The sequence below is a fragment of the Allobosea sp. P4_E12 genome, from assembly GCF_056401655.1.
Genome location: NZ_JBFUIY010000028.1, coordinates 37,608 through 61,275, shown reverse-complemented (window position 1 = coordinate 61,275; position 23,668 = coordinate 37,608). Strand labels below are relative to the sequence as shown.

The following is a 23,668-nucleotide window of genomic DNA, read 5'->3' as shown; positions in this document are numbered from 1 at the left end:
AGCGCTTCCGCCTGCTGCGCCCTTGCCGCTCCGACCGCCATCGTCGCCGCCATGCCCGCTGCCGTTCTGCTGCGACATTGCGACCGTCGAGATGGTGAGAGAGGCCAAGAACAGACCAGTGAAACGAAGTGTCCGGTTCATGACATGCTCCCGAATGAGGATCAGCGTCCGCTGGCCCTCATTGGTCGCGTCGTCTCCGCAGCAGGTTCACAGGCGTCGGAACGATGATCGGCCCTGCTCTCAGATAGCCGGCTTTCGCCGGGCTGAACCGAGGCGCCCGAGCCACCAGCCAAATCTCTGCGCGAGCATGGCCAGCGCCACCGCATAGCCGATCAGGGCGAAGATCCAGCTCATGGTCGTGAGACTGAGCGCGCCCAGCACCAGCGCCGAACGTCCGAGCACCTTCAGGACCGCACGGGTGGTGGACCCCTTGGCGGCGCTCAGCCGTGCCGCGCGCCCAATATCGCCGGCCTCGTCTGCAACCGCGAGAACCTGGCGCAGACCGGCCTGGCCGGTCCGGGCATAGACTGCGCCGGCATCCTGCCCAAGCGTTGCCAGGCGCGTCATTGCCGCCGGCCGCACGATCGCAGCCGAGGATGCGCGGGCTGCTGCCAGGTCGAAGCGCGCAGCAGCGGAGAGACTGGCTGTCAGAGCCGGACGATCGACGGCTCCCGCGGCCATGCGCGTGAGATTGGCCGTCAGCTTTGGCGACAGCATGCCTGCCTTCGCCGTTGCCTTGACGACGCTGAGACCACCGCGTGCCGGCAGGCCGCTGCCGAGGCTCGCCCATGTCGCAACGCTCAGAGCGAGCCCGCCAGCGGCCAGTACCAGGACGACATGATCTGTTGCCTCGCCGCGGAGCAGCTTCTGGCCTTCACCGGCGAGGTCCCGCAGGTCGCCGACGCCGACAACGTCGCTGACCACCGCGCCGGCGAAGCCGGCATTGCTCGCGCGTTCGCCCGACAGGAAACCGGAGCCGAAATCCCTGAGTGCGCGCGTCGACGCCTCGTCCTTCAAGCGCGCGAGGCGCTCGCGCTGATCCTCCGTGACAACGAGGCGATGCTCGGCGGCCAGATCGACAAAGCTGCCGGCAAGGTCGGTGTCGCCAGCGGCAATCGCGGCATCGATCTCGTCTGCGATGCGCCCGGACGCAAGCACGCCCTGCAGGCGCAGGTCCGACAGGGCGACGGGGTCACTGGCCGCCACCTGCAACTGCAGGCCATTCCATCCGCGCGGCAGCACCAATATGCCCGCGCCGATCAGCGCCGGCACGACACATAGTGCCCGAATCGCGTTCTTCATCTTGCCCAGCCACCCATCCTGCCGCCCCCGGCGGCAGGAGATCTAGGCAACAATCTGGGCGAGATTGCTGCGACGAGGCGGCGAACGCTACGGAATGAGGACCGTCGAGCCCGTCGTGCCGCGGCTCTCCAGCGTGCGATGTGCCTCGGCTGCATCCTTCATCGGGAAGGTCGCGTTCACCGGTATCGTGACCTTGCCCGAGGTGACGGCGCCGAACAGGTTCTTCGCCATCTCGACCATCGTTTCGCGCTTTGCGGTGTGGGAGTTCAGTGTCGGACGGGTGACGTAGAGCGAGCCCTTTGCAGCCAGGATGCCGAGATTGAACGCTTCGACCGCGCCCGACGCATTGCCGAAGCTCGCAAGCACGCCAAAGGGCTTGAGCGAGTCGAGCGAGGCCATGAACGTGTCCTTGCCGACGCCGTCATAGACCACGTCGCAGAGCTTTCCGCCGGTGATGTCCTTGACCCGCGCCGCGACATTCTCGTCACGGTAGAGAATGACCTCGTCGGCACCATGCGCCTTGGCGAGCTCGGCCTTGTCCCTGGAGCCTGCGGTGCCGATCACGGTCGCGCCGAGCGCCTTGCCCCACTGGCACAGAATCAGGCCGGTGCCGCCAGCGGCAGCATGCACAAGGATCGTGTCGCCCGGCTTCACCTTGTAGGTCCGGTGCAGCAGATATTCGGCGGTCAGGCCCTTCAGCATCATGCTGGCCGCAGCCTCAAAGGAGATCGCAGCCGGCAGAGCCACCGTCGATGCCGCCGCCACGATGCGCTCCTCGGCATAGGCTCCGAGCGTCGCAACGCAGGCGACGCGGTCGCCCGGCTTGAACTCGGTGACATCGGGGCCGACGGCAAGGACGTCACCGGCCGACTCGTTGCCCAGCACGAAGGGCAGCTTGGGGGCCGCGTAAAGGCCCGATCGAAAATAGGTATCGATGAAGTTGAGGCCGATCGCGCGGTTCCTCACCAGCAGCTCGCCTGGCCCGGGCGCCGGCAACGCAACGTCCTCGTATTTCAGAACCTCGGGTCCGCCGGTCTGGTGAACGCGTATCGCCTTGACCATTGACATTGCTCCATCACGTGAAGGCCGGACCATAGGGACTTGCATCGCATCAACGCAACGGCCGGACTGCTGGGCGGGTCGGCGCCCAACGCCGGGTCGGCAGATGATGGTGCGGGATCGGGGCGCGGCATGAACGCTTCCGTCCTTCGTCAGGGCCCATTTCACGCAGTCTCTGTGCGGGGCTGCGACGCAGCGCGGACTGGCCAGACGCCTTCGGGTCGGCTAGCCAAGTGCCATGACTTCGCGTGCTACGCTCCCGCATTCTGATCAGGCCGAGATCGCCATCATTGGCGCCGGCGCCGTTGGGCTGGCCGCCGCGCTCGCTTGTGCGGCAGATGGCTGGCAGGTCACCGTATTCGGCCGCCCGGTCGCCCCGCGAGACGGTCGCACCGTGGCGCTGCTCGACGGCTCCTGGCGGATGCTCGCCGAGCTCGGCCTGCTCCCGGCCCTCGACGGCAAGGCTGCTCCGCTCGCGGTGATGCGCCTTGTCGATGACACCGGCAGCCTGTTCCGGCAGCCACCGGTCGAGTTCTACGCGTCCGAACTCGGGCTCGACGCTTTCGGCTGGAATGTCGAGAATGCCGATCTCGTTGCGGCGCTGGCCGAGCATGTCCAGGCCAACCCGAACATCCGGAGCGTGCCCCATATGGTTTCGGCGATCGAAGCCCAAGATGATGCGGTCAGGATCTCCGGAGCCGAGTTCGAGCCCTTCTGCGCCCGGCTGGTGATCGGCGCCGATGGTCGCCAATCCCGCGTGCGGGACGCTGCCGGTATCACCACCAGGGACTGGCGCTATCCGCAGATCGCCTTGACGGCGATCCTCGGCCATCGCCGCGACCATCGCGAGACCTCGACGGAATTCCACACGCGCAGCGGCCCCTGCACGCTCGTTCCCCTGCCCGGCCACCGCTCTTCGCTGGTCTGGATGCTCGAGCCGAGAGAGGCCGAGCGGATCGCCGCGCTGGACGATGCCACGTTCGCCCGCAGCGTCGAGAGGCAGACGCATTCCCTGCTCGGGGCCATGACCGTCGAGGGGGCGCGTGGGCGCGTTCCCATGGGCGGCCTCTCGGTAACACGTTTCGGGGCGAACCGGATGGCATTGATCGGGGAAGCGGCCCATGTCTTCCCGCCGATCGGCGCTCAGGGGCTCAATCTCGGTTTGCGCGACGTCGCAGCCCTGCGTCGCGTCCTGCATGACGCCGAAGACCCGGGCAGCGACGCGGTGATTGCCGCCTATGATTCGGCGCGGCAGACGGATGTGCGGCTGCGTACCGGTGCGGTCGATGCGCTGAACCGGACCTTGCTGACCGACCTGCTCCCCGCCGACCTAATGCGTGGCGCCGGCCTGCTCGCGCTCTCGCAGATCGGGCCGTTGCGCCGGATCGTCATGCGCCAGGGCCTGGCTGGCGGCATGGCCAACTGAGCGGCCCGCGATCAGTCGCCCCTGTCGGGTTCTGTCTGCAGCAACTCCTGATCACCACCGCTCGACGGCACGCGCAGCAGTGCGGGCGCGTGCTCCCGGAAAACCGGGGCCAGTGGCAAGGGGGTCGAGACAAGGCGCCTGCCTCCCGGCTCCTCCGCCTGGTTGTCGAGCTGGCCGCGCGCAGTCAGGTGCGGGTCGGCCAGCGCCTCCTCGAGGCTGCGCACGACCGTGCAGCAGCAATCGCGCGGCTCGAGATAGCTCCGCCAGTACGACGCCGGTTCCGATGCGATGATGGAGGCGATCGCGGAGCGCGTCGCCTCCGGATTCATCCGATCATCGCTCAAGCCGGGATCGAGCGAGATCGCCTCGCAAAAGACCTCCCAGAATTTCTGCTCCAGGGCTCCAACCGCGAGAAACCAGCCATCGCCGGTGGCATAGAGCCCGTAGCGCGGGCTTCCCCCGGTCAGGAGCCCCTCGCCGCCTTCCGGCCAGTTTCCCGTCACCTGCCCTTGGGCAAGGCTGTACCAGGTGAAGGTCGGCATAGCGTCGCTCATCGCGATGTCGAGATGGCAGCCTCGACCGGTGCGCTCGCGCTGGCGCAGCGCCAGCAGAATGTTGAGCGCCGCCGGCATCGCCCCGCCTGCGATATCGGCAACGAGCGTCGGCGGCAGCGGCGGAGGCTCGCCACGCTTCAGCGATTGCCCGAGCAGCCCGCCGATCGCCTGGTAATTGATATCGTGCCCGGCATCCTGGGAGCGCGGCCCGGTCTGGCCATAGCCGCTGATCGAGCAATAGATCAGCCGGGGATTGATCATGTGGAGGGCTTCGAAACCGAGACCGAGCCGCTCCATCACGCCAGGGCGGAACTGTTCGATCAGGATGTCGGCGCGCTCGACCAGAGGGCGCAGCAATTCGGCGGAATCGGAGGATTTCAGGTCGATCTCGATGCTCTTCTTGCCGCGGTTGAGCGCAGCGAATGGAGCCGAGGTCTCGCCGAAGCGCGGTGGGAAGCGGCGGAGGTCCTCACCACCCGGCCGCTCGATCCGGATGATCTCGGCACCCGCCTCGGCCAGAAACAGGCTCGCGAGCGGGCCCGGCAGCAAAGTCGAGAAATCCAGAACCAGAAGGTCGTCGAGCGGCAGCATCGCGATCCCGGGGATTGGACGGGCGCAGGGCAGCCGTCAGGGAAACAGGTCTGCCGCCATCCTGCCCGTCTTCACCAGCCACAGGAAGCCCGTCAGCGTCACCATCGAGACGATGGTGCCGACGAGGATGCAGGCCGAGGCGCGCTCGACGCCGACCTTGTACTGCGTCGAGATCACGAAGATGTTCAGGGCCGGCGGCAGCGCCGCCATGATCACCGCCGCATAGACCCAGGGGTCGGCGAAATTTCCGAGCGCCGAGAGCAGCACCCAGACCAGCAGCGGGTGGAGGACGAGCTTGACCGCGACCAGGGCCGGCACTTCCGCGGGCATCGACCTCATCGGCCGCAGCGCCACCGTGACGCCGAGCAGGAACAGCGCGCAGGGAGCCGCCGCCTGCGACAGCCAGAGCGTCATCTTGTCGAGCGCAGTCGGCAATTCGAGCTTGGTGTAGCTCGCGATCACGCCGGCCAGGGTCGCGAGATTGAAGGGGTGCGTCACCACCTTCCAGAGCACCTCGCCGGCTGTCGCGAGAAAGCCCTTCTTCTCGACGCCGGCCAGGGCCATCAGGAAGGGCACCAGCGAGAACAGCAGAATATTGTCGAAGACAAAGATCAGCGCCACCGGCGCGCTCGCGACCGGCCCGAGCGCGGCCAGGATCAACGGTGGGCCCATATAGCCGATATTCGAGTAGGAGCCGGCGACCGCCTGCATCACCGCCTGGGGCATATGCCCGTGCGTGGATTTCAAGCCGATGAGGAAGGAGAGCGAGAAGACGCAGAAGGTGGCGAGCGTCGTGGCGCCGACAAAGCCCCAGTTCGAGAGCTCGCTCAGCGGCTTGTCGGCAATCAGGCGGTAGAACAGCGCCGGGAGGGCGATGTAGATCAGGAAGTACTGCATCCACGCCAGCCCCTCTTCCGGGAGCCGCTTGTAGCGCCCGACAGCGAAGCCAAGGACGATCAGGCCGAAGAACGGCGCGACCAGATTGAACAGGCTGGCAAGTTCGGCCATACGCGCTGGAACCTCGGGCGGGTGCACCTCCCGGGTAACAGGCAGGCGCATCGCGGCGGTGTAGCGGGTCGAGGGCCAACGGCAAAGCCGCGCAGCGCATCGCTCGCAGCCCGGCAATGCAACAGGCATGAATGCCTAGGAATATTGTCTGACGCGCGCGCTGGAATTTCATCCTAGGCTATCATTCTCAGTTCGACGCCCGGCGCGCTGCGAAAACCCAATGGACGGGCGCTGCATGGTCCGGCACATTCGCTGCAACGCACCATGGAGCCCACCATGCCAACCAAGACGCCGCGCCAGTTCTTCCGCCCGCTCGCCATCGGCGCGCCGGAGCCCTTGCGGGAGCTGCCGCTGAAACTGGAGCGCATGATCCATTTCGTGCCGCCACATCTTGAAAAGATCCGCGCCAAGGTCGGGGAACTCGCCGGTCAGGTCGATATCGTGCTCGGCAATCTCGAGGATGCGATCCCGGTCGACGCCAAGACGGCTGCGCGCGACGGATTCATCATGATGGCCAAGTCCGTCGATTTCGGCGCGACCGGCCTATGGACGCGGGTCAACGCCCTGAACTCGCCCTGGTTTCTCGATGATATCAGCACGATCATGTCCGAGGTCGGCGGCAAGCTCGATGTCGTAATGGTGCCAAAGGTCGAGGGGCCCTGGGACATCCATTATGTCGATCAGCTGCTCGCCCAGTTCGAAGCGCGGCATCAGCTCCGCAAGCCGATCCTGATCCATGCCATTCTTGAAACAGCCGAAGGCGTGAAGAATGTCGAGGCCATCGCCACGGCCTCCCCCCGCATGCACGGCATGAGCCTTGGCCCAGCCGATCTGGCCGCTTCGCGCGCCATGAAGACGACGCGCGTCGGCGGCGGGCACCCCGAGTACAAGGTGATCGCCGACCCCTCCCCCGAAGGCGGCGCTCGCGCCGTCGCTCAGCAGGATCTCTGGCATTATACGCTGGCGAAGATGGTCGACGCCTGCGCGTCGGCCGGGTTGAAGCCCTTTTACGGCCCTTTCGGCGACTTCTCGGATGCAGCCGCCTGCGAAGCCCAGTTCCGCAACGCCTTCCTGCTCGGTTGCGCCGGCGCCTGGACCTTGCATCCCTCGCAGATCGAGATCGCCAAGCGCGTCTTCAGCCCGGATCCCGGAGAGGTCGCGTTCGCCCGACGCATCCTGGAAGCCATGCCCGACGGCTCGGGCGCGGTCATGATCGACGGCAAGATGCAGGACGACGCCACCTGGAAACAGGCCAAGGTCATCGTCGATCTGGCCCACCAGGTTGCCGCTCGCGATCCGGCTCTCGCCGAGCGCTATGGATTGCCGCCGAACTAGCGACTTTCAGCCGTTGATCTTGACCTATTTGCGACGCAATCCTACCGCATGCGCGAGATGGCGACGTTAGCCGGCAGTATGAGAGCCTGCCGGCTTGAGGACGGATCAAGGCGAGACATGGAAGCGCGTTCAGCGAAATTCCGGATCGGGCAGGTGGTGAAACACCGTGTCTATCCGTTCCGAGGGGTGATTTTCGACGTCGACCCCACCTTCTCCAATACGGAGGAATGGTGGCTGGCGATCCCGGAGAACCTGCGCCCGTCGAAGGACCAACCATTCTACCATCTCTTCGCGGAGAACGAGGAGACGGAATATGTCGCCTATGTTTCCGAGCAAAATCTCGTGATCGACGAATCCGGCCGGCCGATCCGCCATCCGCAGGCCAAGGAGTTCTTCAGGCGCGACCGCAAGGGCCGCTATCTCATCGACAAGGCCGACCTGAACTGATCCCGCCGCCCGACGCCATTGGAGTGCCCGCCCGAAAAGTGGGTTCCGGCTCTCGGGAAAGCTGATGCAAACGCAGAAGGCCCATGAAAAAGGCCGGCCCCGAGGGGCCGGCCTTTTCTGTTTGTGCGAACGGCAACCCGATCAGGGCTTGGGAGCAGCCGGAGCGCCGGGAGCGGGAGTCGCGCCGGGAGCCGCCGGAGCGCCCGGAGCCGCATTGGCTCCGCCGCCGCCAAGACGCTGGCGCAGCTCTTCCTGGCGCTTGGACAATTCGTCCTGCAGTTGCTTCTGCTGTTCTTCCAGCACCTTCGGGTCGATCGGGGCGCCATCGAAGCCCTTGCCGAAATCGGCAAGCGGAATCGAGAAGGTCACCTCGCGGCCGGTCTGATTCTGCACGCTGATATTGAGCGTATTGCCCTTCTTCATCGCGTTGATGACATCGTCCTTCACCTGCGCCTCGGCGAAGCAGCCGTTCGGGAAGCAGATGGCGTAACGGCCGGGCACCGGCTGCGCCGCGTCTACGCCGAAGCGGACACCAGGCTGCAGCATCAGGCCGAGCGGCATCAGGAAGCGCACAATCCGGGTCGCGTCGCCCTTGACGTCATAGACGGCAACCGCAAGCACCGGCTGGCCCTGATCCGAGACGAAATCGCGCGTCGTGTAGCAGATTTCCTTGTTGGCGGCCTGATCCTTGCCGCAAACCTTGGTCCAGCTGGTCTGAGACGGCTCCGGCTTGACCTGAACGACGGTGGGACCACCCTGCTGAGCTTGTCCGGCCGGCGGCTGCGCGGGCTGCTGCTGAGCCGGTGGCTGGGCCGGGCGCTGGGCGGGACGCTGCTGCTGAGCGAAGGCGGCGACCGGGCTGAGGCCGATCACGGCGCTCATGGCCAGGCCGAACGCTCGGGCGGACAGGCGCTGAGACGGGCTGAACGAAGCGGTCATATGGTTTTCCTTACCAGGCGAATCTCGAAACACGACTTCGCAAGCCGCGCGCATCATTGTCGACGGGCTCAATCGCTTACGCGCGCCAGCCCCTGGAAGGCCGTGCACATCGGTTGCGATTGCGGCGTTTGAATGACACCTCGCGCTGCGTTTAGCGAGTTCTGCTGCAGGTTTCCAGTCTGAACAGCTTACGTGACGGCCGGCAAGCCGTGTTATTCTTGCCGCTGGGAATCAGGTCAGGCAATGGGTTCATATCTTGCGCCGGCTGCAGCGATTGGCGTTGCGGTACGGCATATCTTCGCAATTCTTGCCGCCGTTCTGGCGGCGGGCGCGGTTGCGCGCGCCGAATCGCCATCGGTCGATCATGCCATCGCCATGCATGGCGAGCCCGCCCTGGCGAAGGGCTTTGCGCATTTGCCCTATGCCGATCCGGCCGCTCCCAAGGGGGGGCGAATCATTTTTGGCCTGCAGGGCACCTTCGACAGCCTGAATCCGCTCGTGGTGCTCGGCGTCGCCCCGGACGCCGTGCCCCGCTATGTGCAGCAGAGCTTGCTCTTCCGCTCGGCTGACGAGCCCTTCACGTCCTATGGCCTGCTGGCGAGCAAGATCGAGCTCAATGACGACCGCACGCGGCTCGCCTTCGAGATCGATCCGCGGGCCACCTTTTCGGATGGCCAGCCAGTCACTGCCGAAGATGTGCGCTTCACCTTCGACATGCTGAGGACCAAGGGCAAGCCGTTCCACCGCTCCAGTCTCGGGCGCGTGACCAAGGTCGCAGTGCCCACGCTGCGCCGGATCGAGTTCGAGCTCGGCGACGGCTCCAATCGCGAATTGCCGCTGGTGATCGGCGCCATGCCGATCTTCGCCAAGCACGCGACCAATGCGGAAACCTTCGCAGAGACCAGCTTCAAGCCCGCTCTCGGCTCCGGTCCCTATCTCGTGAGTGACGTGAAGCCGGGCGAGGCACTGACCTTGAAGCGCCGCAGCGGCTTCTGGGCCGAGGATCATCCGCTGACCCGCGGTCTCTTCAATGCCGACGAGATCCGCTACGATTTCTATCGAGACGCCAATACGCTCTTCGAAGCGTTCAAAGCCGGCCTCTACGATATCCGTCTCGAAGGGGACCCGACACGCTGGATGACGGGCTATGATGTTCCCGCCGTGCGCGATGGCCGCATCGTCCGGGAGGCGCTGCGCTTCGAGGCGCCGAAGGGCATGACGGGCTTCGTCTTCAACACGCGCCGCACGGTCTTCGCCGATGTCAGGGTGCGCGAGGCGCTCGGCATCCTGTTCGACTTCGAATGGGCCAACCGCAATCTGTTCCATGGCGTCTATCGACGGGCCGGCAGCTTCTTCGCGGATTCGGAGCTCTCCGCGCTCGGAGTGGCGGCGGATGCGCGCGAGAAGGCACTGCTCGCAGGCTTCCCCGGGGCCGTCCGGGAGGACGTTCTCGCGGGAACCTGGATGCCCTCGGCGACCGACGGTTCCGGCCGTGACCGCGATCAGGCGCGCAAGGCGCTCGATCTGCTGCAGAGCGCTGGTTACGCACTTCAGGACGGCGTGCTGCGCCAGAGCAAGAACGGCGAGGCGCTGAGCTTCGAGATCACCGTCACCAGCCGGCCGCAGGAGCGGCTTGCGCTGAACTATGCGAAGTCGCTGACCAGGCTCGGCATCGCCGTCACGGTCAGGTTGATCGACGACGTGCAGTATTGGCGCCGCCTTTCCACCTTCGATTTCGACATGATCCAGTGGACATGGCCGGCCTCGGCCTCTCCCGGCAACGAGCAGGTCGGGCGCTGGGATTCGAGCAATGCCGAGCGCAAGGGCTCGTTGAACTATGCAGGCGTGAAATCGCCGGCCGTCGACGCGGTATTGAAAACGCTGCTCTCCGCCCGCGAACGCGCCGATTTCGTTGCCTCGGTGCGCACGCTCGACCGGCTGCTGATCTCCGGGTTCTATGTCGTGCCGCTCTATTATTTGCCCGAGACCTGGCTCGCTCGTTCACGCGATGTCGTGCTGCCGGCCCGCAGGCCGGCCTATTTCCTGTCCACCGAAGTTCTGGCCCGCGTCCCGGCGCCGCCCGCTCCGGCGAACTGAAGGATCGTCGATGCGGGCTGACTACGACGACGCTGCTGCCCTGCTAGACGGCCTCGATCTCGATACTTTGCTGAAGGCCCTGGTGCGCAGCCGCGGCTACGAGGCGGCGCTGCGCGATCCCCCCGGACGCCGCAGCTGGAGCGACGAGCAGCCGCGCTCCCTCAGTTTCGTGGACCTGGACGACCGGGTTTCGCGCCTCGCCGGGCTTCTGAGCACCAATCATGCCCAGCCCGGCGCGAGCGTCGCGATCCTTGCACCGCTGGGGCCCGAGGCACTGGTTTCCATTCTGGCCGCCTTGCGCTCCGGCCTCTCGCCGCTGATGTTGCCGCTGCACGCCAATGAGCTGGATCTGCTCCGGTTGATCGAGGCATCGGGGGCGGTGATGGCCCTCGGCGCCGGCCGCATCGGGCACGTTCGCCCATTGCTGATGCTGCGGACACTTGCCATGCGTGCCTTCGGAACGCGCTTCGTCGGCGGTTTCGGCCGTGACATTCCCGACGGCGTCGCTCCGCTCGATACCCTGATTGCGAATGGCGTGCGCCACCCCCTGCCGGAATCGACGGAACGCCCGGCCCTCCAGGTCGTCGACAGCAGGAGCTTTGCGGGACCGCAGGCCATCTCGGAACGCGCATTGCTGAGCAAGGCGCTGGAGATTTCGCGCCTGCTGAAACCGCTGGCCTCGTCACGGATCATCACCACGCTGGTCGGCGGGGACCTCGCCGCGCTCGCCTCCGGGCCCGGTATGGCGATCCTGACAGGTGTCGAGCTGCTGCCGCTTGGCCTGTTCAGCCTCGGCGACCTGCATGCCTGCCTCGAAGGAGGCAGAAAGGCACATCTGGTGCTTCCCGGCGCCATGGAGCCAGCCTTGGCACGTTCGAAACTGGCGAGCCACCCTGCCCTCGCCAGCCTGGTCTTCGTGCAACGGCCAGGCGAGACGCGCGCCTATCCGGCCATCGATCGCCCCGACCTCGCGATTGTCGATGTCGATGTACGCTCGGCGACCGAGGTCGATGTCAGCAGGCGTTAGGTCCCCGGACCCGGTATCGCATCGGGCCCGATGATCGAACCCTCTTTCCGGCCGATGCCTTAGCCCGCCGCGACCTCGTGCTCGCGGCCGAGCAGGCGGGCGAGCTGCTTCAGCCGCCCGGTGACCCGTTCGCTCGACAGCGCCTTAAGGTCTGCCGGGAAGCGCAGCACGAGCCGGCGGTCGACGCAGGTCAGCGAAATGCGGGTCAGGATATCGGGCATGCCCGCCGAAAGCAGATAGGCCACGCGGAACGTCGCCGCGAGCAGCAGCGCGCGTTCGAGCTGCCGGGGTGTCAGGAGGCGCCGCAGCTCGGATGCCACCGGCGTGTCGCTCTTGGCGCCGGCATAGCGATGGAACACGGCGAGCGCCAGGAAGGCGCGGCCGGGGTGATCCACGCCGTTGAAGGCGGCATGGGCAATGACATTGAGGCTCTGCTCGCCGCGATAGTCCGGATGGGCGCGCCAGCCGATATCCGAGAGCAGGCAGGCGACGTCCTGCAAGCGGCGGCTTGCCGCATCCTCATGCATGCCAGCGCTGGCGAAGAGCTTTGCGACCCAGGCAATCAGGTCGATCGCATGCCGCGGGTCGCGGGCCCTGAGCTGGTTGTAGTCCTGTGCCCCCTGAAGCAGCGGATCGATCCTGCGCTCCTCGTCGGGGAGCTGTTCGTGCAACAGTCCCTCGCGGACACCGTTGGCCGAAATCACAACAGACCTGGGACGGCCGCGCTTGATCAACTGGTCGAGCACCAGTGCGCCATAGGCCAGGAGCGGCCGGCGCGCCGAGGACACTGCTTCGATCGATTCCAGCACGGCGCTGTCGGCCCGCTCGACCAGCTTGGCGAATTCCGTCACGTCCCGCGCCGGCACGGTGTAGGCGTGCATCACGCTCAGCGGATAGACCGACTGGCGCTGATGCAACGTTGCGAGCGCACGCCAGGTGCCACCGACGGCGTAGAAATCGCGTCCGCGCATCGCGGCGAGCTGCGGCAGGTTGTCGAGTGCCTCGCGGACGATCTTCTCGGCGAGCTTGACCGAGCCTTTCGAGCGGTCGAGCAGCGCCAGCACGCCAATCGGCAGGCTGGCCCCCTCGCCCACCCGGTCGTTGTCGACGGCGGCAAGCTCAAGCGAGCCGCCGCCAAGGTCGCCGACGACGCCACGCGGTGCGTCAAAGCCCGAGATCACGCCGAGAGCCGACAAATAGGCTTCACGCCCCCCGGAGATCAGCTCGATCGGCTGGCCGATCGCCCGCTCGGCAAGCGCAATGAACGCAGGTCCATTGGCGGCGTCGCGTGCCGCAGCCGTCGCGATGACCCGGATATCGCGGACATGCATCGCCTCGCAGAGAATGCGGAAGCGCACGAGCGCGCCAAGCGCCTTCTCGATGGCGTCATCGGCAAGCCGCCCGGTTGTCGCGACCTGACGGCCGAGGCCGGCCATCTCCTTCTCGTTGAAGACCTGCGCCGGCGAACGCGACAGCATCTCGTAGACGACGAGACGCACCGAGTTCGAGCCGATATCGACGATGGCGAGCGTCTCGCCGAGGCTCAGCCGCCCCGGGATCAACGCCGGGTCAAGCCTTTCTGCCGGTCCGGCGCGCAAGGCTGCGGGGGCTTGAATTGGAGAGCGATTTTCCACGTCCGGACAAACTCGGATTGGTCATGAAATATTTGTGGGCGTTGAACGACTCGTCGCTCGGCGGCGGGACAATGCGTCTTGAGCCACCATCGGGCAAGATGGTCCAGCTTTGCTCGTTGTCGAGGAAATTCGCCAGCATGATCTGCTCCAGCAATTGCTGGTGCACCGTCGGATTCTGGATCGGGGTTAATGCCTCGACGCGCCGATCGAGATTCCGCGGCATCAGATCGGCCGAGGAAATATAGAGCTTGGCCTTGGCCGAGGGCAGGCCGAAGCCGGCGCCGAAGGCATAGATCCGGGTGTGCTCGAGGAAGCGTCCGACAATCGACTTGACCCGGATGTTCTCCGACAGCCCCGGAATTCCGGGTCTCAGGCAGCAGATGCCGCGCACGACGAAGTCGATCTCCACACCGGCCTGGCTCGCATCATAGAGCGCGTCGATGATCTCGGGGTCGACCAGCGAGTTGCACTTGCCCCAGATCGCACCCTTGCGGCCTGCCTTCACATGGGCAATCTCCTCGGCGATGTCGGACAGCAGGCGCTGTTTCAGCCCCACCGGTGAGACGGACATCTGCTCCAGCTCGGCCGGCTCCGCATAGCCGGTGATGAAGTTGAAGACGCGCGCGACGTCCTGCCCCATCACCGGATCGGCGGTGAAGAAGGAGACGTCGGTGTAGATGCGCGCCGTGATCGGGTGATAATTGCCGGTCGCGATATGGCAGTAGCTGACGAGTTGGCCGGCCTCGCGCCGCACCACCATCGAGAGCTTGGCGTGGGTCTTCAGCTCGATGAAGCCATAGACGACCTGCACGCCCGCGCGCTCCAGATCCTTGGCCCAGCGAATATTCGCCTCCTCGTCGAAGCGCGCCTTGAGCTCGACCAGGGCCGTCACCGACTTGCCCGCCTCGGCAGCCTCGGCCAGCGCCCTGACGATCGGCGAGTTCGATGAGGTGCGGTAGAGCGTCTGCTTGATGGCGACGACGTTGGGGTCATGCGCCGCCTGCTGCAGGAACTGCACGACGACGTCGAAGCTTTCATAGGGGTGGTGGACGAGCAGGTCCTTCTGGCGGATCGCGGCGAAGCAATCGCCGCCATGCTCGCGAATGCGCTCGGGGAAGCGGGCGTTGTACGGCTTGAACTTGAGGTCCGGCCGGTCGACGCCGACCAGCTGCGAGAGCTCGTTCAGCCCGATCATACCATCGACCTGGACGATCTCGTCGGGATCGACCTTCAGTTCGCGCACGATCAGCCGGTGCAGATGCGGCGGCATGCCGTCGCTGACCTCGAGACGGATGACGACGCCACGGCGGCGCTGCTTCAGCATCGTCTCGAAGACGCGGACCAGATCCTCGGCCTCCTCCTCGATATCGAGGTCGGAGTCGCGAATGACGCGAAACGAGCCGGTTCCCTTGACGTCGTAGCCAGGGAAGAGCTTGCCGATGAAGAGCGAGACGGTGTCTTCCAGCGTGATGAAGCGGTGCACGCCGTCGCGTGCCAGATCGGGCAGCTCGATGAAGCGGTCGATCTTCCCGGGAACCCGGATCAGCGCGTCGAGCTGCCGGCCATCGCTGATCCGCTCCAGCGCCAGCGCCAGCGTGAAGCCAAGGTTGGGGATGAAGGGAAAGGGATGCGCCGGGTCGATCGCCAATGGCGTCAGCACGGGGAAGACGAGATGGAGGAAGTGGTCCTCGAGCCAGGTGCGGTGCTGCGCACCGATGTCCTTCGGCCCCAGCAGCACGATCCGATTATCGTCCAGCTCGCGCTTGAGTTCGACCCAGCGCGCCTGCTGGTCGGCGGTAAGATCGGCCGTCGCCTTGGCGATTTCGATCAGCTGCTCGGCCGGGGTCAATCCATCCTGGCTGGGCGTGACGACACCCGCCTTGAGCTGCTCGCGCAGGCCCGAGACGCGGACCATGAAGAACTCGTCGAGATTATTGGCAGAGATCGAGAGGAAGCGGAGCTGCTCCAGCAGAGGATGGTTGCGGTTCGACGCCTCCTCCATCACCCGACGGTTGAACTGCAGCCAGGACAGCTCGCGATTGACGAAGCGGGCCGGCGAATGGCGCAGACCGATGGGACCGACCTGAGGCGCGATGTCCGCGGCCTTCACGTTTGTCGGTTCGATATTCATGAGTTTCGCCCTCGTCTCGAACGCAAGCCGGGCCGAGATCGCCCGCCTGTCAAACTTGAAGCCATCCTAGCGTGACGCTTCGATGACGGGCGAGTGCTATTCCTGCGTTGCCTCGAACCAATTGCCTTCCCACGTGGTTTCCTTGCCATGCTGCGGCGAGTGGCCTACTTGCGCGGCGCCGGCTCGTCCTGTTTGGTGCCGCTGGACATGCGGCCCGTGCCGCACCGAAGCGGCGAATCCGCGCGAACCCCACAGAGAGCATTCTTGAGCGACAGCACTGCCCCTCATGATGATGGCGACATCGTCTACCCATCCGCCGTTCCCTTCGTGCTGGCGCATCTCGCCTGTTTCGGGGCGCTCTGGAGCGGTGTGACCTGGACCTCGGTCTGGCTCGCGATCGGGCTGTACTGGTTGCGGATGTTCGCGGTCACCGGTGGCTATCACCGCTATTTCTCACATCGCTCCTACAAGACCAGCCGCTTCGGGCAGTTCCTGCTCGCGCTGCTGGCCCAATCGACGGCGCAGAAGAGCGTGCTCTGGTGGGCCTCCAAGCACCGTCACCATCATCGCTATGCCGATACCGAGCATGACGTGCATTCGCCGGTCATGACATCCTTCGCCTATTCGCATGTCGGCTGGATCTTCAGCCGCGATCACAGCACCTTCGACGATTCAACGATTCAGGACCTGACGAAGTTCCCCGAATTGCGCCTTTTGCACCGTTTCGAGCTGGCGCCCGCGATCCTGCTTGCCGGCCTCTGCTTCGCGATCGGCGGCTGGGCCGGCCTGATCGTTGGCTTCTTCTGGTCGACGGTTGCGGTCTATCACGCGACATTCTGCATCAACTCGCTCGCGCATGTGCATGGCGACAAGGACTATGTGACCGGCGACGAGAGCCGCAACAACTGGTGGCTGGCGATCATCACCATGGGCGAAGGCTGGCACAACAACCACCACGCCTATCAGTACAGCGTGCGTCAGGGCTTCCGCTGGTGGCAGTGGGACCCGACCTATTACGTGATCCTCGGTCTCTCGAAGATCGGCGCGGTCTGGGACCTGAAGGCGCCGCCGCAGGCCGTCGTCGATCGTTCGCAGGCCCTGCCGCCGCGCGTCATCGAACGCTCTGCCGAGCGGCTTGCGGCTTCGGTGCCGCTGGACCGCGTCGTCAGCGCCTTCCGGGAAGCCTATGCGGCGAGCCCTGCCCTGTCGGAGCTGCATCTGCCGACGATGACGCTCGCCGATTTGCGCGAAGCGCTCGCCGAACTGCAGCAACGTGCGGGTGACCGGCTGGCCGAAATGCAGCAGCAGGCCCAGGACGCCGTTGCGCAATGGCATCTGCCGGTCCTGCCGAGCCGCGAGGAGCTCAGCGAGAAGGCGGCCGCGATGTTCGTGCGGACGCCCTCGCTCGACGCGATCGCAGCCCGTGCGCATGAACTTCTGATCGAGGCCATGCATGCACGCCTCGTTGGGCCGTCGGCCAAGTCGGCTTCGGAAGGCGCGGCCTGAACGTTCGATTCAGGACGCGTCCGCAGCCCGGACATAGACGAACGCCTCGGTCCCGGATCTGAGCCACACCGCAATCCGGCGCTAATCCGAGACCTCGTAGGAATCGGCCGCGGCGAGCTCCGCGGCTGTGATGTTGAAGACGGTTCCGGCCACTTCGTCGGCAGGATTGCCGGACCGGGTCACGATCGGATGATGCGTCTCGCGGCTGGTGGCGATCACCTCCGGATCGGTGATCTCGACCATTGTGCGGGCGAAGCCGACAAGGGCGTCGTCACGGCCTTCGAGCTCTCGGCCGAATGTGGCGAGCTGGACGTTCCTCTGGCGCAATGTGCCGTAGGAAAACAGCCGGATCTCACGTCCGTCGGCCATACCGCTCTCCTTCCAACCTGCCTGGCTGCGCTGCCTGTTCAGTTCGCATCATCCGGAAAGAGGTCCGCCAGGACCTCGCCGGCCAGGGCGCGCGTGACGCGCCGCCCGCGTTCCAGCGAAAGCCTGTCGAGCGCGTCGACCAGTGCACGCGCCGCGGCAAACGAGCGCTCCATCCGCAGCGTCAGCGCTTCGATGATGCCGGCATCGACGATGAGCTGCCGGTCGATGAAGAGCTTGACCAGCAGCGCCCGCAGCAGCGCATCGTCCGGCGGCGCGATCGTCGCATGGGGCGCCAGCCGCAGGCGCGACAACAGGTCGGGAATACGTACGCCCCATTGATCGGGAGCTGCGCGTGCGGTCAGCAGCAGCGAGCCGCGCTTCGCCTTGATCGCGTTCAAGAGGTGGAACAGGGCGGCTTCGTCGCGAGGCCCTCTGTCGCAATCCTCGACGACGAGCGCCCCTCCGGAGATCAGGTGCGGCACGTTCTCCTCGGTCACCTCGGAGACGGGCATGACCCAGGCATGGGCCGCCTTGGCCCAGATCGCCGCGAGATGGGTCTTTCCCGCCCCTTCCGGGCCAACCAGGCGCAGCCAGGCCTCGGGCCAGTGCGGCCAGGCCTCGATCATCCCATAGGCGGCTTCGTTGGACGGGCCGATCAGGAAATCCTCGACGCCGTGGCGGCTGTCGACGGGCAGGTCGAAGGCGAGCTGACGCGGGCGGCTTGTATGGTCAGACATCGGCTCCGAGACGCTTGCGGGCTTCGGCGGACTTCGAAACATCGCCGCCATGATAGATGTTGCTCGCCAGATACTGCCGAAGCGCGAAACGGCTCAAGACCCCGATGACTGCCGCCAAGGGAACCGCAAGCAGGAGCCCGACGAAGCCGAAGAGAGAGCCGAAGGCAAGCAGCGCGAACATCAGCCAGACCGGATGCACGCCGATCGAGTCGCCGACGAGCTTCGGCTGCAGGATGTTGCCTTCGATGAACTGACCGGCGGCAAAGACGCCGAGCGTCACCAACGGCCAAGTCCACTCCGGCCAGAACTGCACGATCGCGACGCCGACCGACAGCACGAGGCCCGTCAGCGAGCCGACATAGGGGATGAAGGAGAGGAAGCCGCTGATGATGCCGATGAGCGCGCCGAAGTTGACGCCGACGATGCTCAATCCGACGGCATAGAAGGTCCCGAGCAGGATGCAGAGCAGCGCCTGGCCGCGCAGGAAGCCGGCGATCGCCTTATCCATCTCGCTCAGCAGGCCGCGGATGGTGTCGCGATGGTCGAGCGGCAACCAGCTGTCGACGGTCGCGCACATGCGGTCCCAGTCGACCAGCAGATAGAAGGCGATGACGGGGGTCAGAACCAGCAGCGAGAACACGCCGATGATCGCGGTCCCCCCGGACCAGAGCGATTGCAGGACACTGCCGACCCATTTGGTTGCTTCGCCGACGAGATTTCCGAGTGAATTCTGGGCATCCTGGGCAAGCTTGCCACCACCCAGCTTCTCGAGGAGCGGCGCCCCCCGCTCCAGGATCAGCGTTTGCAGCTTGGCAGCGACCTCGGGCATCCGCGCAACGAAGCCGGCGAGCTGCTGGCCGAGCAAGGGCATGAGCAGCACGAGCGACAGCACGAAGATCAGAAGGAAGACGATCAGGATGACAATCGTCGCGGCCAGACGGCTCATTCCGAGCCGCTCGAGCCGATCCGCAAGGGGGTCGAGCAGATAGGCCAGCGCCAGCGCCGCGATGAATGGCAGCAGCACGTCGCGCAGCAAGACCAGGCACAGCACGAAGACTGCGAGCGAGATCAGCCAGAAACCGATTTGGCGTTGCAACGACATGAACAGGCAGTCCCCGGCGGATTCCGCGATGCGAGATCATCGACCGCGTCCACGAAGATGGGTGAACACGAAGCAAGTTCCAAGCCGCAGCACTGAAACGGACGCAATCGCGCCCGCTCGCCGCAGGTCAGGCCGCCATATGGCGCAGCCAGAACGCGAGATAGGCCGCCATTGATCCCAGCGTCAATACGGCGACCAGGAGCTGGCCGACATCGATCGCCGGCCCGGGATCGACCCCGAAGGCCTTGCTCCCGAGCATCAGCGCGGCGAAAATGAGCTGTGCGGCCGTGTTGAGCTTGCTGACCACGAAAGGAGCGATCTCGACGGGTTTTTCCATCACCCAGGACAGGATCACGGCGGAGACGATCATCAGGTCGCGCGAGACCACCAGGACGACCAGCCAGACCGGGATAGCCCCGACCAGCGCAAGCGTGATGTAGATCGAGACGATCAACGCCTTGTCCGCGACGGGGTCGAGATAGGCGCCGAGCTCGCTGGTCATGCCGAAGCGCTTGGCGATGAATCCATCGACCGCGTCCGAGACGCCGGCCGCCACGAAGAGGATGAAGGCCGTCTCCCAGCGTCCATTGGTGATCATCACCACGACGAGCGGCACCAGAAACAGCCGGCCGATGGTGATGAGGTTGGGAAGGGTCATGCTCTTCCGGATTCGCAGCGCTGTCCTGTGCGAGGCTAGAGCCCGAAACGGTGCACCGGCAAGGCCGAATCCGTCATAGCGGCTTGCAAGGCGCGGCTGGCTTGCCTATCGCTCGCGCGAACGGAATGGAAGCCGAGGACCATGAGCAAGCCAGGAGCGAACGGACTGACCTATGCGCAGGCGGGCGTCGACATCGATGCCGGCAACGCGATGGTCGATGCCATCAAGCCGCTGGTGCGTGCCACGCGCCGCCCCGGTGCCGATGCGGAGATCGGAGGCTTCGCCGGCCTCTTCGATCTGAAGGCTGCGGGCTTCAATGACCCGATCCTGGTCGCCGCCAATGACGGCGTCGGCACGAAGGTCAAGATCGCGATCGAAAGCGGGCGGCATTCGACGATCGGCATCGACCTCGTCGCGATGTGCGTCAACGACCTGATCGTGCAGGGCGCCGAGCCGCTGCTTTTCCTCGACTATTACGCTACCGGCAAGCTCGATCCGCAGGTCGGCGTCGAGATCGTGCGCGGCATCGCCGATGGCTGCCGGCAAGCCGGCTGCGCGCTGATCGGCGGCGAAACTGCCGAGATGCCCGGCATGTATGCCGAGAAGGATTATGACCTCGCGGGCTTCGCGGTCGGCGCCGCCGAGCGCGGGGCACTGCTGCCGCGTGCGGATCTCGTGCCCGGCGACGTGGTCTTCGGCCTGCCCTCCTCCGGCGTCCATTCCAACGGCTACTCGCTGGTCCGGCGCATTGTCGCTCTGTCGGGACAGAGCTGGGAGGCTCCCGCCCCCTTCGCACCTGAGACCAGCCTCGCCGAAGCGCTGCTCGTGCCGACACGCATCTATGTAAAGCCGCTGCTGGCCGCGCTGAAGGCGACGGCGGGCATCAAGGCGCTTGCCCACATCACCGGGGGCGGCTTCCCCGACAATATTCCGCGCGTGCTGCCCGAAGGGCTCGGCGTTGCGCTCGATCTTGCGGCCATTCCGGTTCCGCCGGTCTTCGGCTGGCTTGCCAAGGTCGGCGGTGTTGCCGAGCGCGAGATGCTTCGCACCTTCAATTGCGGCATCGGCATGATCGTCACCGCTGAAGCCGGCAAGGCCGGTGAGGTCGAGGCCGCCCTGAGGGACGCCGGCGAAGCGCCGGTGCGGCTTGGCGAAATCGTCCCGGTCGCGGCCGGCGAAGAGCCGGTGAGCTATCGCGGGACGCTCAGCCTGTGATTCAGCCGGCGCGTCGTCGCACCGCGATCCTGATCTCGGGGCGCGGTTCCAACATGGCCGCGCTGATCGAGGCGGCGCAGGCCGGCGACTATCCGGCCGAGATCGCTCTCGTGCTCTCGAACGTGCCCGAGGCCGGTGGCCTGGCCCGGGCTGCGGCTGCCGGGGTGCCCGTCGCAACCGTCGATCACCGCTCCTTCGGTCGGGATCGTGAGGCTTTCGAGCGCGCCATGGACGATGTCCTGCGCGTCAATCAGATCGAGCTCATCGCGCTCGCCGGCTTCATGCGCATCCTGACGCCCTGGTTCGTCAGGCGCTGGGAAGGACGGCTGCTCAATATCCACCCCTCGCTGCTTCCCCTGTTCAAGGGCACGCATACTCATCGCCAGGCTCTCGAAGCCGGGGTCAGGGAGCATGGCTGCAGCGTGCATTTCGTCGTGCCGGAGCTCGATGCCGGGCCGGTGATCGCACAGACCCGGGTTCCCGTGCTCGCCGGCGACGATGAGGATGCCCTGGCGCACCGCGTGCTCGGCGTCGAACACGCGCTCTATCAGCGGGCGCTGGCGGAGGTTGCCTCCGGCAGGGCCACGCTGGCGGGGGGCGAGGTCGTGCGCGGCTGATCGATCGGGCAGGATCGGGCCTGTGCCGCCTGTTCCTCTTCCTTCTCCCAGCGACGGAACAGATCGGCCCGTCTTGCCGGATAGCGCTCTTCGCGCGGGACGAGATCGGTGATGCGGTCCGTGCGAAAATGCCGGAAGGCCTGCCGCAGCTCGCACCAGGCGATGACGATCCGCACCCGCTCGTAGAATGTCATGCCGATCGGCCAGATCATCCGGTCGGTCTCCTGACCGGCCTCGTCGCGATACCGGATCGCGAGCTTGCGGCCCTGGCGGATCGCAGCCCTGATGCCGGCGGCATCGATCTGATCGACCGGCTGGTCGCAGCGATAGGCCGGCGCGAACAGGGCGCCATCGAGCAGGATCGGTCGTAGATGCGGCGGCAGGACGGCTGCGACCTTGCTGACGACGTCTTCCGCCGCGCGTGCCAGCACCGGGTCGGCACGCTCACCAAGCCAGCGCATGCCGACGAGAACCGCCTCGATCTCGTCCGGCGAGAGCATCAGCGGCGGCAGATCGAAGCCAGCGTCAAGCACATAGCCGATGCCGGCCTCGCCGCGCACCGGCACGCCCTGGCGCATCAATGCGCCGATATCGCGGTAGATCGTCCGCACCGAGACATCGAGTTCGGCGGCGAGGGTATCGGCCGTCACCGGCCTGCGACGTCGGCGCAGGCCCTGGATCAGATCGAGCAGACGTTCGGCACGTTGCATGACGAGGAATTCCCAAGCATCAGGTTGGGCAGGAGAATGCTCTAGCTCTGCTGACAAGAGTTGTCAGCAGTCTGTCAGCAGAAAACCAACGCCTTGCCTCTGCCAATGGGAGGATTTCGCATGATCACGCTACAGGTCTTCGGACCCGGGTTCGGCCTGCCGGACCCGAGCCCTTTCTGCATGAAGGCGGACATCCTCCTGCAGATGTCCGGCCTCCCGCATGAGCGCAAGATCGGCAATATGAGGCGGGCGCCCAAGGGCAAGCTGCCGCTGATCATCGACGCTGGCGAGATCGTCGCCGACAGCACCTTCATCAGACTGCATCTGGAGCGGAAATACGGCATCGACTTCGACAAGGGCCTGACGCCGGAACAGCGCGGCATCGCCTGGGCCGTCGAGAAGATGTTGGAGGATCATCTCTACTGGTTCGTGGTCAGCGAGCGCTGGGCCAATGACAGCAATTTCAACCGGGGGCCGCTTCAGTTCTTCAGAGTCGTGCCGGCGCCGTTGCGACCGCTGGTTGCCGCGATGGTCAAACGCCAGGTGCAGCGCACGCTCAAGGGCCAGGGCACCGGGCGCCACAGCCCGGTTGAACAGGCGGAACTCGCCCGGCATGCGCTGGGAGCCGCCGCCGCGATTCTGGGCGAGCGGCCCTATCTGATGGGCAGCGAGCCTTGCGGCGCGGACGCCACGCTTGGCGCCTTCCTGGCCTCGGGGCTGTGCACGCTCTTCGAGTCGCCGATACGCGGCCTGATCGAAAGCCACCCCAATCTCGTCGCCTATGCGGCGCGGATCGGGGCGCGCTATTTCGCCGACCGGAAGCTGATCAGCTCGGCCGCCTGAGCTTGCAGCGATCGATGAAATCGTAGCCCTTGGCGCGGGCGCTGTCGTTGAAATAGCCGGTTTCGCGGAAGGCCTGGATCTCGTCCTTGGTCATCGCGTTGACGGTGCCCTTGGCATAGCAGCTGCAAGGCGTGTGGACGGCTTCACGCGTCGTGCCGATCAGCTGCGACTGGGTGACCAGGCAGGCATCGAAGGCCCGAAGCTGGATCATGTAGGGCGTCAGGTTCTTGGCGGTCGGATCGGGCGGCGGCAAGGCGCTCGTGCCGCTCGCGGCCTGGGCCGAAACCGCAGCCATCATCAGGAACCCACCGGCCAGAACGACCGCACCTATCCGCCGCATCTTCATGATTCCGCAGTTCCT

At 65.8% G+C, this 23,668-nt stretch carries 22 protein-coding genes; 9 read left to right on the top strand and 13 right to left on the bottom strand.

The window, feature by feature from the left end; genetic code table 11:
- Nucleotides 1–240: 240 nt before the first annotated feature.
- Nucleotides 241–1,302: a hypothetical protein gene (locus AC1DW9_RS27485; protein WP_441507655.1), complete on the bottom strand. Its 1,062-nt coding sequence runs from the start codon at nucleotides 1,300–1,302 to the stop codon at nucleotides 241–243.
- Between the two features lie 87 nt (nucleotides 1,303–1,389).
- Entirely contained in the window at nucleotides 1,390–2,364 is a 975-nt protein-coding gene (locus tag AC1DW9_RS27480; protein ID WP_441491706.1) for a quinone oxidoreductase family protein, read from the bottom strand.
- A gap of 235 nt (nucleotides 2,365–2,599) precedes the next feature.
- Between AC1DW9_RS27480 and AC1DW9_RS27475 the strand changes: the two genes are divergently transcribed.
- The gene (locus tag AC1DW9_RS27475) at nucleotides 2,600–3,787 is read left to right on the top strand and encodes a UbiH/UbiF family hydroxylase (RefSeq protein WP_441507654.1); all 1,188 of its coding nucleotides are present in this window, start codon (nucleotides 2,600–2,602) and stop codon (nucleotides 3,785–3,787) included.
- An 11-nt stretch (nucleotides 3,788–3,798) separates the two neighbouring features.
- On the opposite strand, the gene AC1DW9_RS27470 is transcribed toward AC1DW9_RS27475, so the two are convergent.
- Both AC1DW9_RS27470 and AC1DW9_RS27465 read right to left on the bottom strand, forming a co-directional pair.
- A complete protein-coding gene (locus AC1DW9_RS27470; RefSeq protein ID WP_441507653.1) occupies nucleotides 3,799–4,932 on the bottom strand; it encodes a CaiB/BaiF CoA transferase family protein in 1,134 nt (377 codons plus the stop codon).
- A 36-nt stretch (nucleotides 4,933–4,968) separates the two neighbouring features.
- A complete protein-coding gene (locus AC1DW9_RS27465) occupies nucleotides 4,969–5,940 on the bottom strand; it encodes an AEC family transporter (RefSeq protein ID WP_441491709.1) in 972 nt (323 codons plus the stop codon).
- A 276-nt stretch (nucleotides 5,941–6,216) separates the two neighbouring features.
- On the opposite strand from AC1DW9_RS27465, the gene AC1DW9_RS27460 reads away from it, so the two are divergent.
- Both AC1DW9_RS27460 and hspQ read left to right on the top strand, forming a co-directional pair.
- Nucleotides 6,217–7,275, top strand: a complete 1,059-nt coding sequence (locus tag AC1DW9_RS27460; RefSeq protein ID WP_441507652.1) for an HpcH/HpaI aldolase/citrate lyase family protein — start codon at nucleotides 6,217–6,219, stop codon at nucleotides 7,273–7,275.
- 117 nt (nucleotides 7,276–7,392) lie between these two features.
- A complete protein-coding gene (hspQ, locus tag AC1DW9_RS27455; RefSeq protein ID WP_043242591.1) occupies nucleotides 7,393–7,722 on the top strand; it encodes a heat shock protein HspQ in 330 nt (109 codons plus the stop codon).
- Between the two features lie 141 nt (nucleotides 7,723–7,863).
- Here the strand turns inward: hspQ and AC1DW9_RS27450 are convergent, their stop codons facing one another.
- The gene (locus AC1DW9_RS27450) at nucleotides 7,864–8,661 is read right to left on the bottom strand and encodes an invasion associated locus B family protein (protein ID WP_476776608.1); all 798 of its coding nucleotides are present in this window, start codon (nucleotides 8,659–8,661) and stop codon (nucleotides 7,864–7,866) included.
- A gap of 243 nt (nucleotides 8,662–8,904) precedes the next feature.
- Here AC1DW9_RS27450 and AC1DW9_RS27445 point away from each other — a divergent pair, with 243 nt between their 5' ends.
- Both AC1DW9_RS27445 and AC1DW9_RS27440 read left to right on the top strand, forming a co-directional pair.
- Nucleotides 8,905–10,758: an extracellular solute-binding protein gene (locus tag AC1DW9_RS27445; RefSeq protein ID WP_441507651.1), complete on the top strand. Its 1,854-nt coding sequence runs from the start codon at nucleotides 8,905–8,907 to the stop codon at nucleotides 10,756–10,758.
- A 10-nt stretch (nucleotides 10,759–10,768) separates the two neighbouring features.
- A complete protein-coding gene (locus AC1DW9_RS27440; protein WP_441507650.1) occupies nucleotides 10,769–11,785 on the top strand; it encodes an AMP-binding protein in 1,017 nt (338 codons plus the stop codon).
- Between the two features lie 59 nt (nucleotides 11,786–11,844).
- On the opposite strand, the gene ppx is transcribed toward AC1DW9_RS27440, so the two are convergent.
- Together ppx and AC1DW9_RS27430 are read right to left on the bottom strand one after the other, a co-directional pair.
- Nucleotides 11,845–13,347 carry an exopolyphosphatase gene (gene ppx, locus AC1DW9_RS27435; RefSeq protein ID WP_441491714.1) on the bottom strand — a complete coding sequence of 501 codons (1,503 nt, stop codon included), beginning with the start codon at nucleotides 13,345–13,347 and terminating at the stop codon, nucleotides 11,845–11,847.
- A 7-nt stretch (nucleotides 13,348–13,354) separates the two neighbouring features.
- Complete coding sequence (locus AC1DW9_RS27430; protein ID WP_441507649.1) at nucleotides 13,355–15,550, bottom strand: RNA degradosome polyphosphate kinase; 2,196 nt, start codon at nucleotides 15,548–15,550, stop codon at nucleotides 13,355–13,357.
- 264 nt (nucleotides 15,551–15,814) lie between these two features.
- Here AC1DW9_RS27430 and AC1DW9_RS27425 point away from each other — a divergent pair, with 264 nt between their 5' ends.
- Nucleotides 15,815–17,056 carry an acyl-CoA desaturase gene (locus AC1DW9_RS27425; protein WP_476776609.1) on the top strand — a complete coding sequence of 414 codons (1,242 nt, stop codon included), beginning with the start codon at nucleotides 15,815–15,817 and terminating at the stop codon, nucleotides 17,054–17,056.
- A gap of 81 nt (nucleotides 17,057–17,137) precedes the next feature.
- Here the strand turns inward: AC1DW9_RS27425 and AC1DW9_RS27420 are convergent, their stop codons facing one another.
- From AC1DW9_RS27420 to AC1DW9_RS27405, 4 genes are all read right to left on the bottom strand, one after another.
- The gene (locus AC1DW9_RS27420) at nucleotides 17,138–17,425 is read right to left on the bottom strand and encodes a gamma-glutamylcyclotransferase family protein (protein ID WP_476768665.1); all 288 of its coding nucleotides are present in this window, start codon (nucleotides 17,423–17,425) and stop codon (nucleotides 17,138–17,140) included.
- A 38-nt stretch (nucleotides 17,426–17,463) separates the two neighbouring features.
- The gene (locus AC1DW9_RS27415) at nucleotides 17,464–18,162 is read right to left on the bottom strand and encodes a P-loop NTPase family protein (protein ID WP_476768664.1); all 699 of its coding nucleotides are present in this window, start codon (nucleotides 18,160–18,162) and stop codon (nucleotides 17,464–17,466) included.
- Complete coding sequence (locus AC1DW9_RS27410; RefSeq protein ID WP_441491719.1) at nucleotides 18,155–19,264, bottom strand: AI-2E family transporter; 1,110 nt, start codon at nucleotides 19,262–19,264, stop codon at nucleotides 18,155–18,157. The genes AC1DW9_RS27415 and AC1DW9_RS27410 overlap by 8 nt, the downstream gene beginning before the upstream one ends.
- 127 nt (nucleotides 19,265–19,391) lie before the next feature.
- Entirely contained in the window at nucleotides 19,392–19,922 is a 531-nt protein-coding gene (locus tag AC1DW9_RS27405) for a CDP-alcohol phosphatidyltransferase family protein (RefSeq protein ID WP_441507644.1), read from the bottom strand.
- 141 nt (nucleotides 19,923–20,063) lie between these two features.
- Between AC1DW9_RS27405 and purM the strand changes: the two genes are divergently transcribed.
- Nucleotides 20,064–21,137, top strand: a complete 1,074-nt coding sequence (gene purM / locus AC1DW9_RS27400; protein WP_476776610.1) for a phosphoribosylformylglycinamidine cyclo-ligase — start codon at nucleotides 20,064–20,066, stop codon at nucleotides 21,135–21,137.
- 53 nt (nucleotides 21,138–21,190) lie between these two features.
- Nucleotides 21,191–21,754: a phosphoribosylglycinamide formyltransferase gene (purN, locus tag AC1DW9_RS27395; RefSeq protein WP_441507672.1), complete on the top strand. Its 564-nt coding sequence runs from the start codon at nucleotides 21,191–21,193 to the stop codon at nucleotides 21,752–21,754.
- Here purN and AC1DW9_RS27390 read toward each other — a convergent pair.
- A complete protein-coding gene (locus tag AC1DW9_RS27390; protein ID WP_441507642.1) occupies nucleotides 21,685–22,464 on the bottom strand; it encodes a helix-turn-helix transcriptional regulator in 780 nt (259 codons plus the stop codon). The two genes, purN and AC1DW9_RS27390, sit on opposite strands and share 70 nt — an antisense overlap.
- Nucleotides 22,465–22,584: 120 nt before the next feature.
- Between AC1DW9_RS27390 and AC1DW9_RS27385 the strand changes: the two genes are divergently transcribed.
- Entirely contained in the window at nucleotides 22,585–23,307 is a 723-nt protein-coding gene (locus AC1DW9_RS27385; RefSeq protein WP_441507641.1) for a glutathione S-transferase family protein, read from the top strand.
- On the opposite strand, the gene AC1DW9_RS27380 is transcribed toward AC1DW9_RS27385, so the two are convergent.
- On the bottom strand, nucleotides 23,291–23,653 hold the full coding sequence (locus AC1DW9_RS27380; RefSeq protein ID WP_441507640.1) for a hypothetical protein: 363 nt from the start codon (nucleotides 23,651–23,653) through the stop codon (nucleotides 23,291–23,293). The two genes, AC1DW9_RS27385 and AC1DW9_RS27380, sit on opposite strands and share 17 nt — an antisense overlap.
- Nucleotides 23,654–23,668: the final 15 nt, after the last annotated feature.

What these genes read in the sequence shown, in the direction of transcription:
- AC1DW9_RS27485 (WP_441507655.1), bottom strand. Translation starts at nt 1,302, where the DNA reads ATGAAGAACGCGATTCGGGCACTATGTGTCGTGCCGGCGCTGATCGGC.
- AC1DW9_RS27480 (WP_441491706.1), bottom strand. Translation starts at nt 2,364, where the DNA reads ATGGTCAAGGCGATACGCGTTCACCAGACCGGCGGACCCGAGGTTCTG.
- AC1DW9_RS27475 (WP_441507654.1), top strand. Translation starts at nt 2,600, where the DNA reads ATGACTTCGCGTGCTACGCTCCCGCATTCTGATCAGGCCGAGATCGCC.
- AC1DW9_RS27470 (WP_441507653.1), bottom strand. Translation starts at nt 4,932, where the DNA reads ATGCTGCCGCTCGACGACCTTCTGGTTCTGGATTTCTCGACTTTGCTG.
- AC1DW9_RS27465 (WP_441491709.1), bottom strand. Translation starts at nt 5,940, where the DNA reads ATGGCCGAACTTGCCAGCCTGTTCAATCTGGTCGCGCCGTTCTTCGGC.
- AC1DW9_RS27460 (WP_441507652.1), top strand. Translation starts at nt 6,217, where the DNA reads ATGCCAACCAAGACGCCGCGCCAGTTCTTCCGCCCGCTCGCCATCGGC.
- hspQ (WP_043242591.1), top strand. Translation starts at nt 7,393, where the DNA reads ATGGAAGCGCGTTCAGCGAAATTCCGGATCGGGCAGGTGGTGAAACAC.
- AC1DW9_RS27450 (WP_476776608.1), bottom strand. Translation starts at nt 8,661, where the DNA reads ATGACCGCTTCGTTCAGCCCGTCTCAGCGCCTGTCCGCCCGAGCGTTC.
- AC1DW9_RS27445 (WP_441507651.1), top strand. Translation starts at nt 8,905, where the DNA reads ATGGGTTCATATCTTGCGCCGGCTGCAGCGATTGGCGTTGCGGTACGG.
- AC1DW9_RS27440 (WP_441507650.1), top strand. Translation starts at nt 10,769, where the DNA reads ATGCGGGCTGACTACGACGACGCTGCTGCCCTGCTAGACGGCCTCGAT.
- AC1DW9_RS27430 (WP_441507649.1), bottom strand. Translation starts at nt 15,550, where the DNA reads ATGAATATCGAACCGACAAACGTGAAGGCCGCGGACATCGCGCCTCAG.
- AC1DW9_RS27420 (WP_476768665.1), bottom strand. Translation starts at nt 17,425, where the DNA reads ATGGCCGACGGACGTGAGATCCGGCTGTTTTCCTACGGCACATTGCGC.
- AC1DW9_RS27415 (WP_476768664.1), bottom strand. Translation starts at nt 18,162, where the DNA reads ATGTCTGACCATACAAGCCGCCCGCGTCAGCTCGCCTTCGACCTGCCC.
- AC1DW9_RS27410 (WP_441491719.1), bottom strand. Translation starts at nt 19,264, where the DNA reads ATGTCGTTGCAACGCCAAATCGGTTTCTGGCTGATCTCGCTCGCAGTC.
- AC1DW9_RS27405 (WP_441507644.1), bottom strand. Translation starts at nt 19,922, where the DNA reads ATGACCCTTCCCAACCTCATCACCATCGGCCGGCTGTTTCTGGTGCCG.
- purM (WP_476776610.1), top strand. Translation starts at nt 20,064, where the DNA reads ATGAGCAAGCCAGGAGCGAACGGACTGACCTATGCGCAGGCGGGCGTC.
- purN (WP_441507672.1), top strand. Translation starts at nt 21,191, where the DNA reads ATGGCCGCGCTGATCGAGGCGGCGCAGGCCGGCGACTATCCGGCCGAG.
- AC1DW9_RS27390 (WP_441507642.1), bottom strand. Translation starts at nt 22,464, where the DNA reads ATGCAACGTGCCGAACGTCTGCTCGATCTGATCCAGGGCCTGCGCCGA.
- AC1DW9_RS27385 (WP_441507641.1), top strand. Translation starts at nt 22,585, where the DNA reads ATGATCACGCTACAGGTCTTCGGACCCGGGTTCGGCCTGCCGGACCCG.
- AC1DW9_RS27380 (WP_441507640.1), bottom strand. Translation starts at nt 23,653, where the DNA reads ATGAAGATGCGGCGGATAGGTGCGGTCGTTCTGGCCGGTGGGTTCCTG.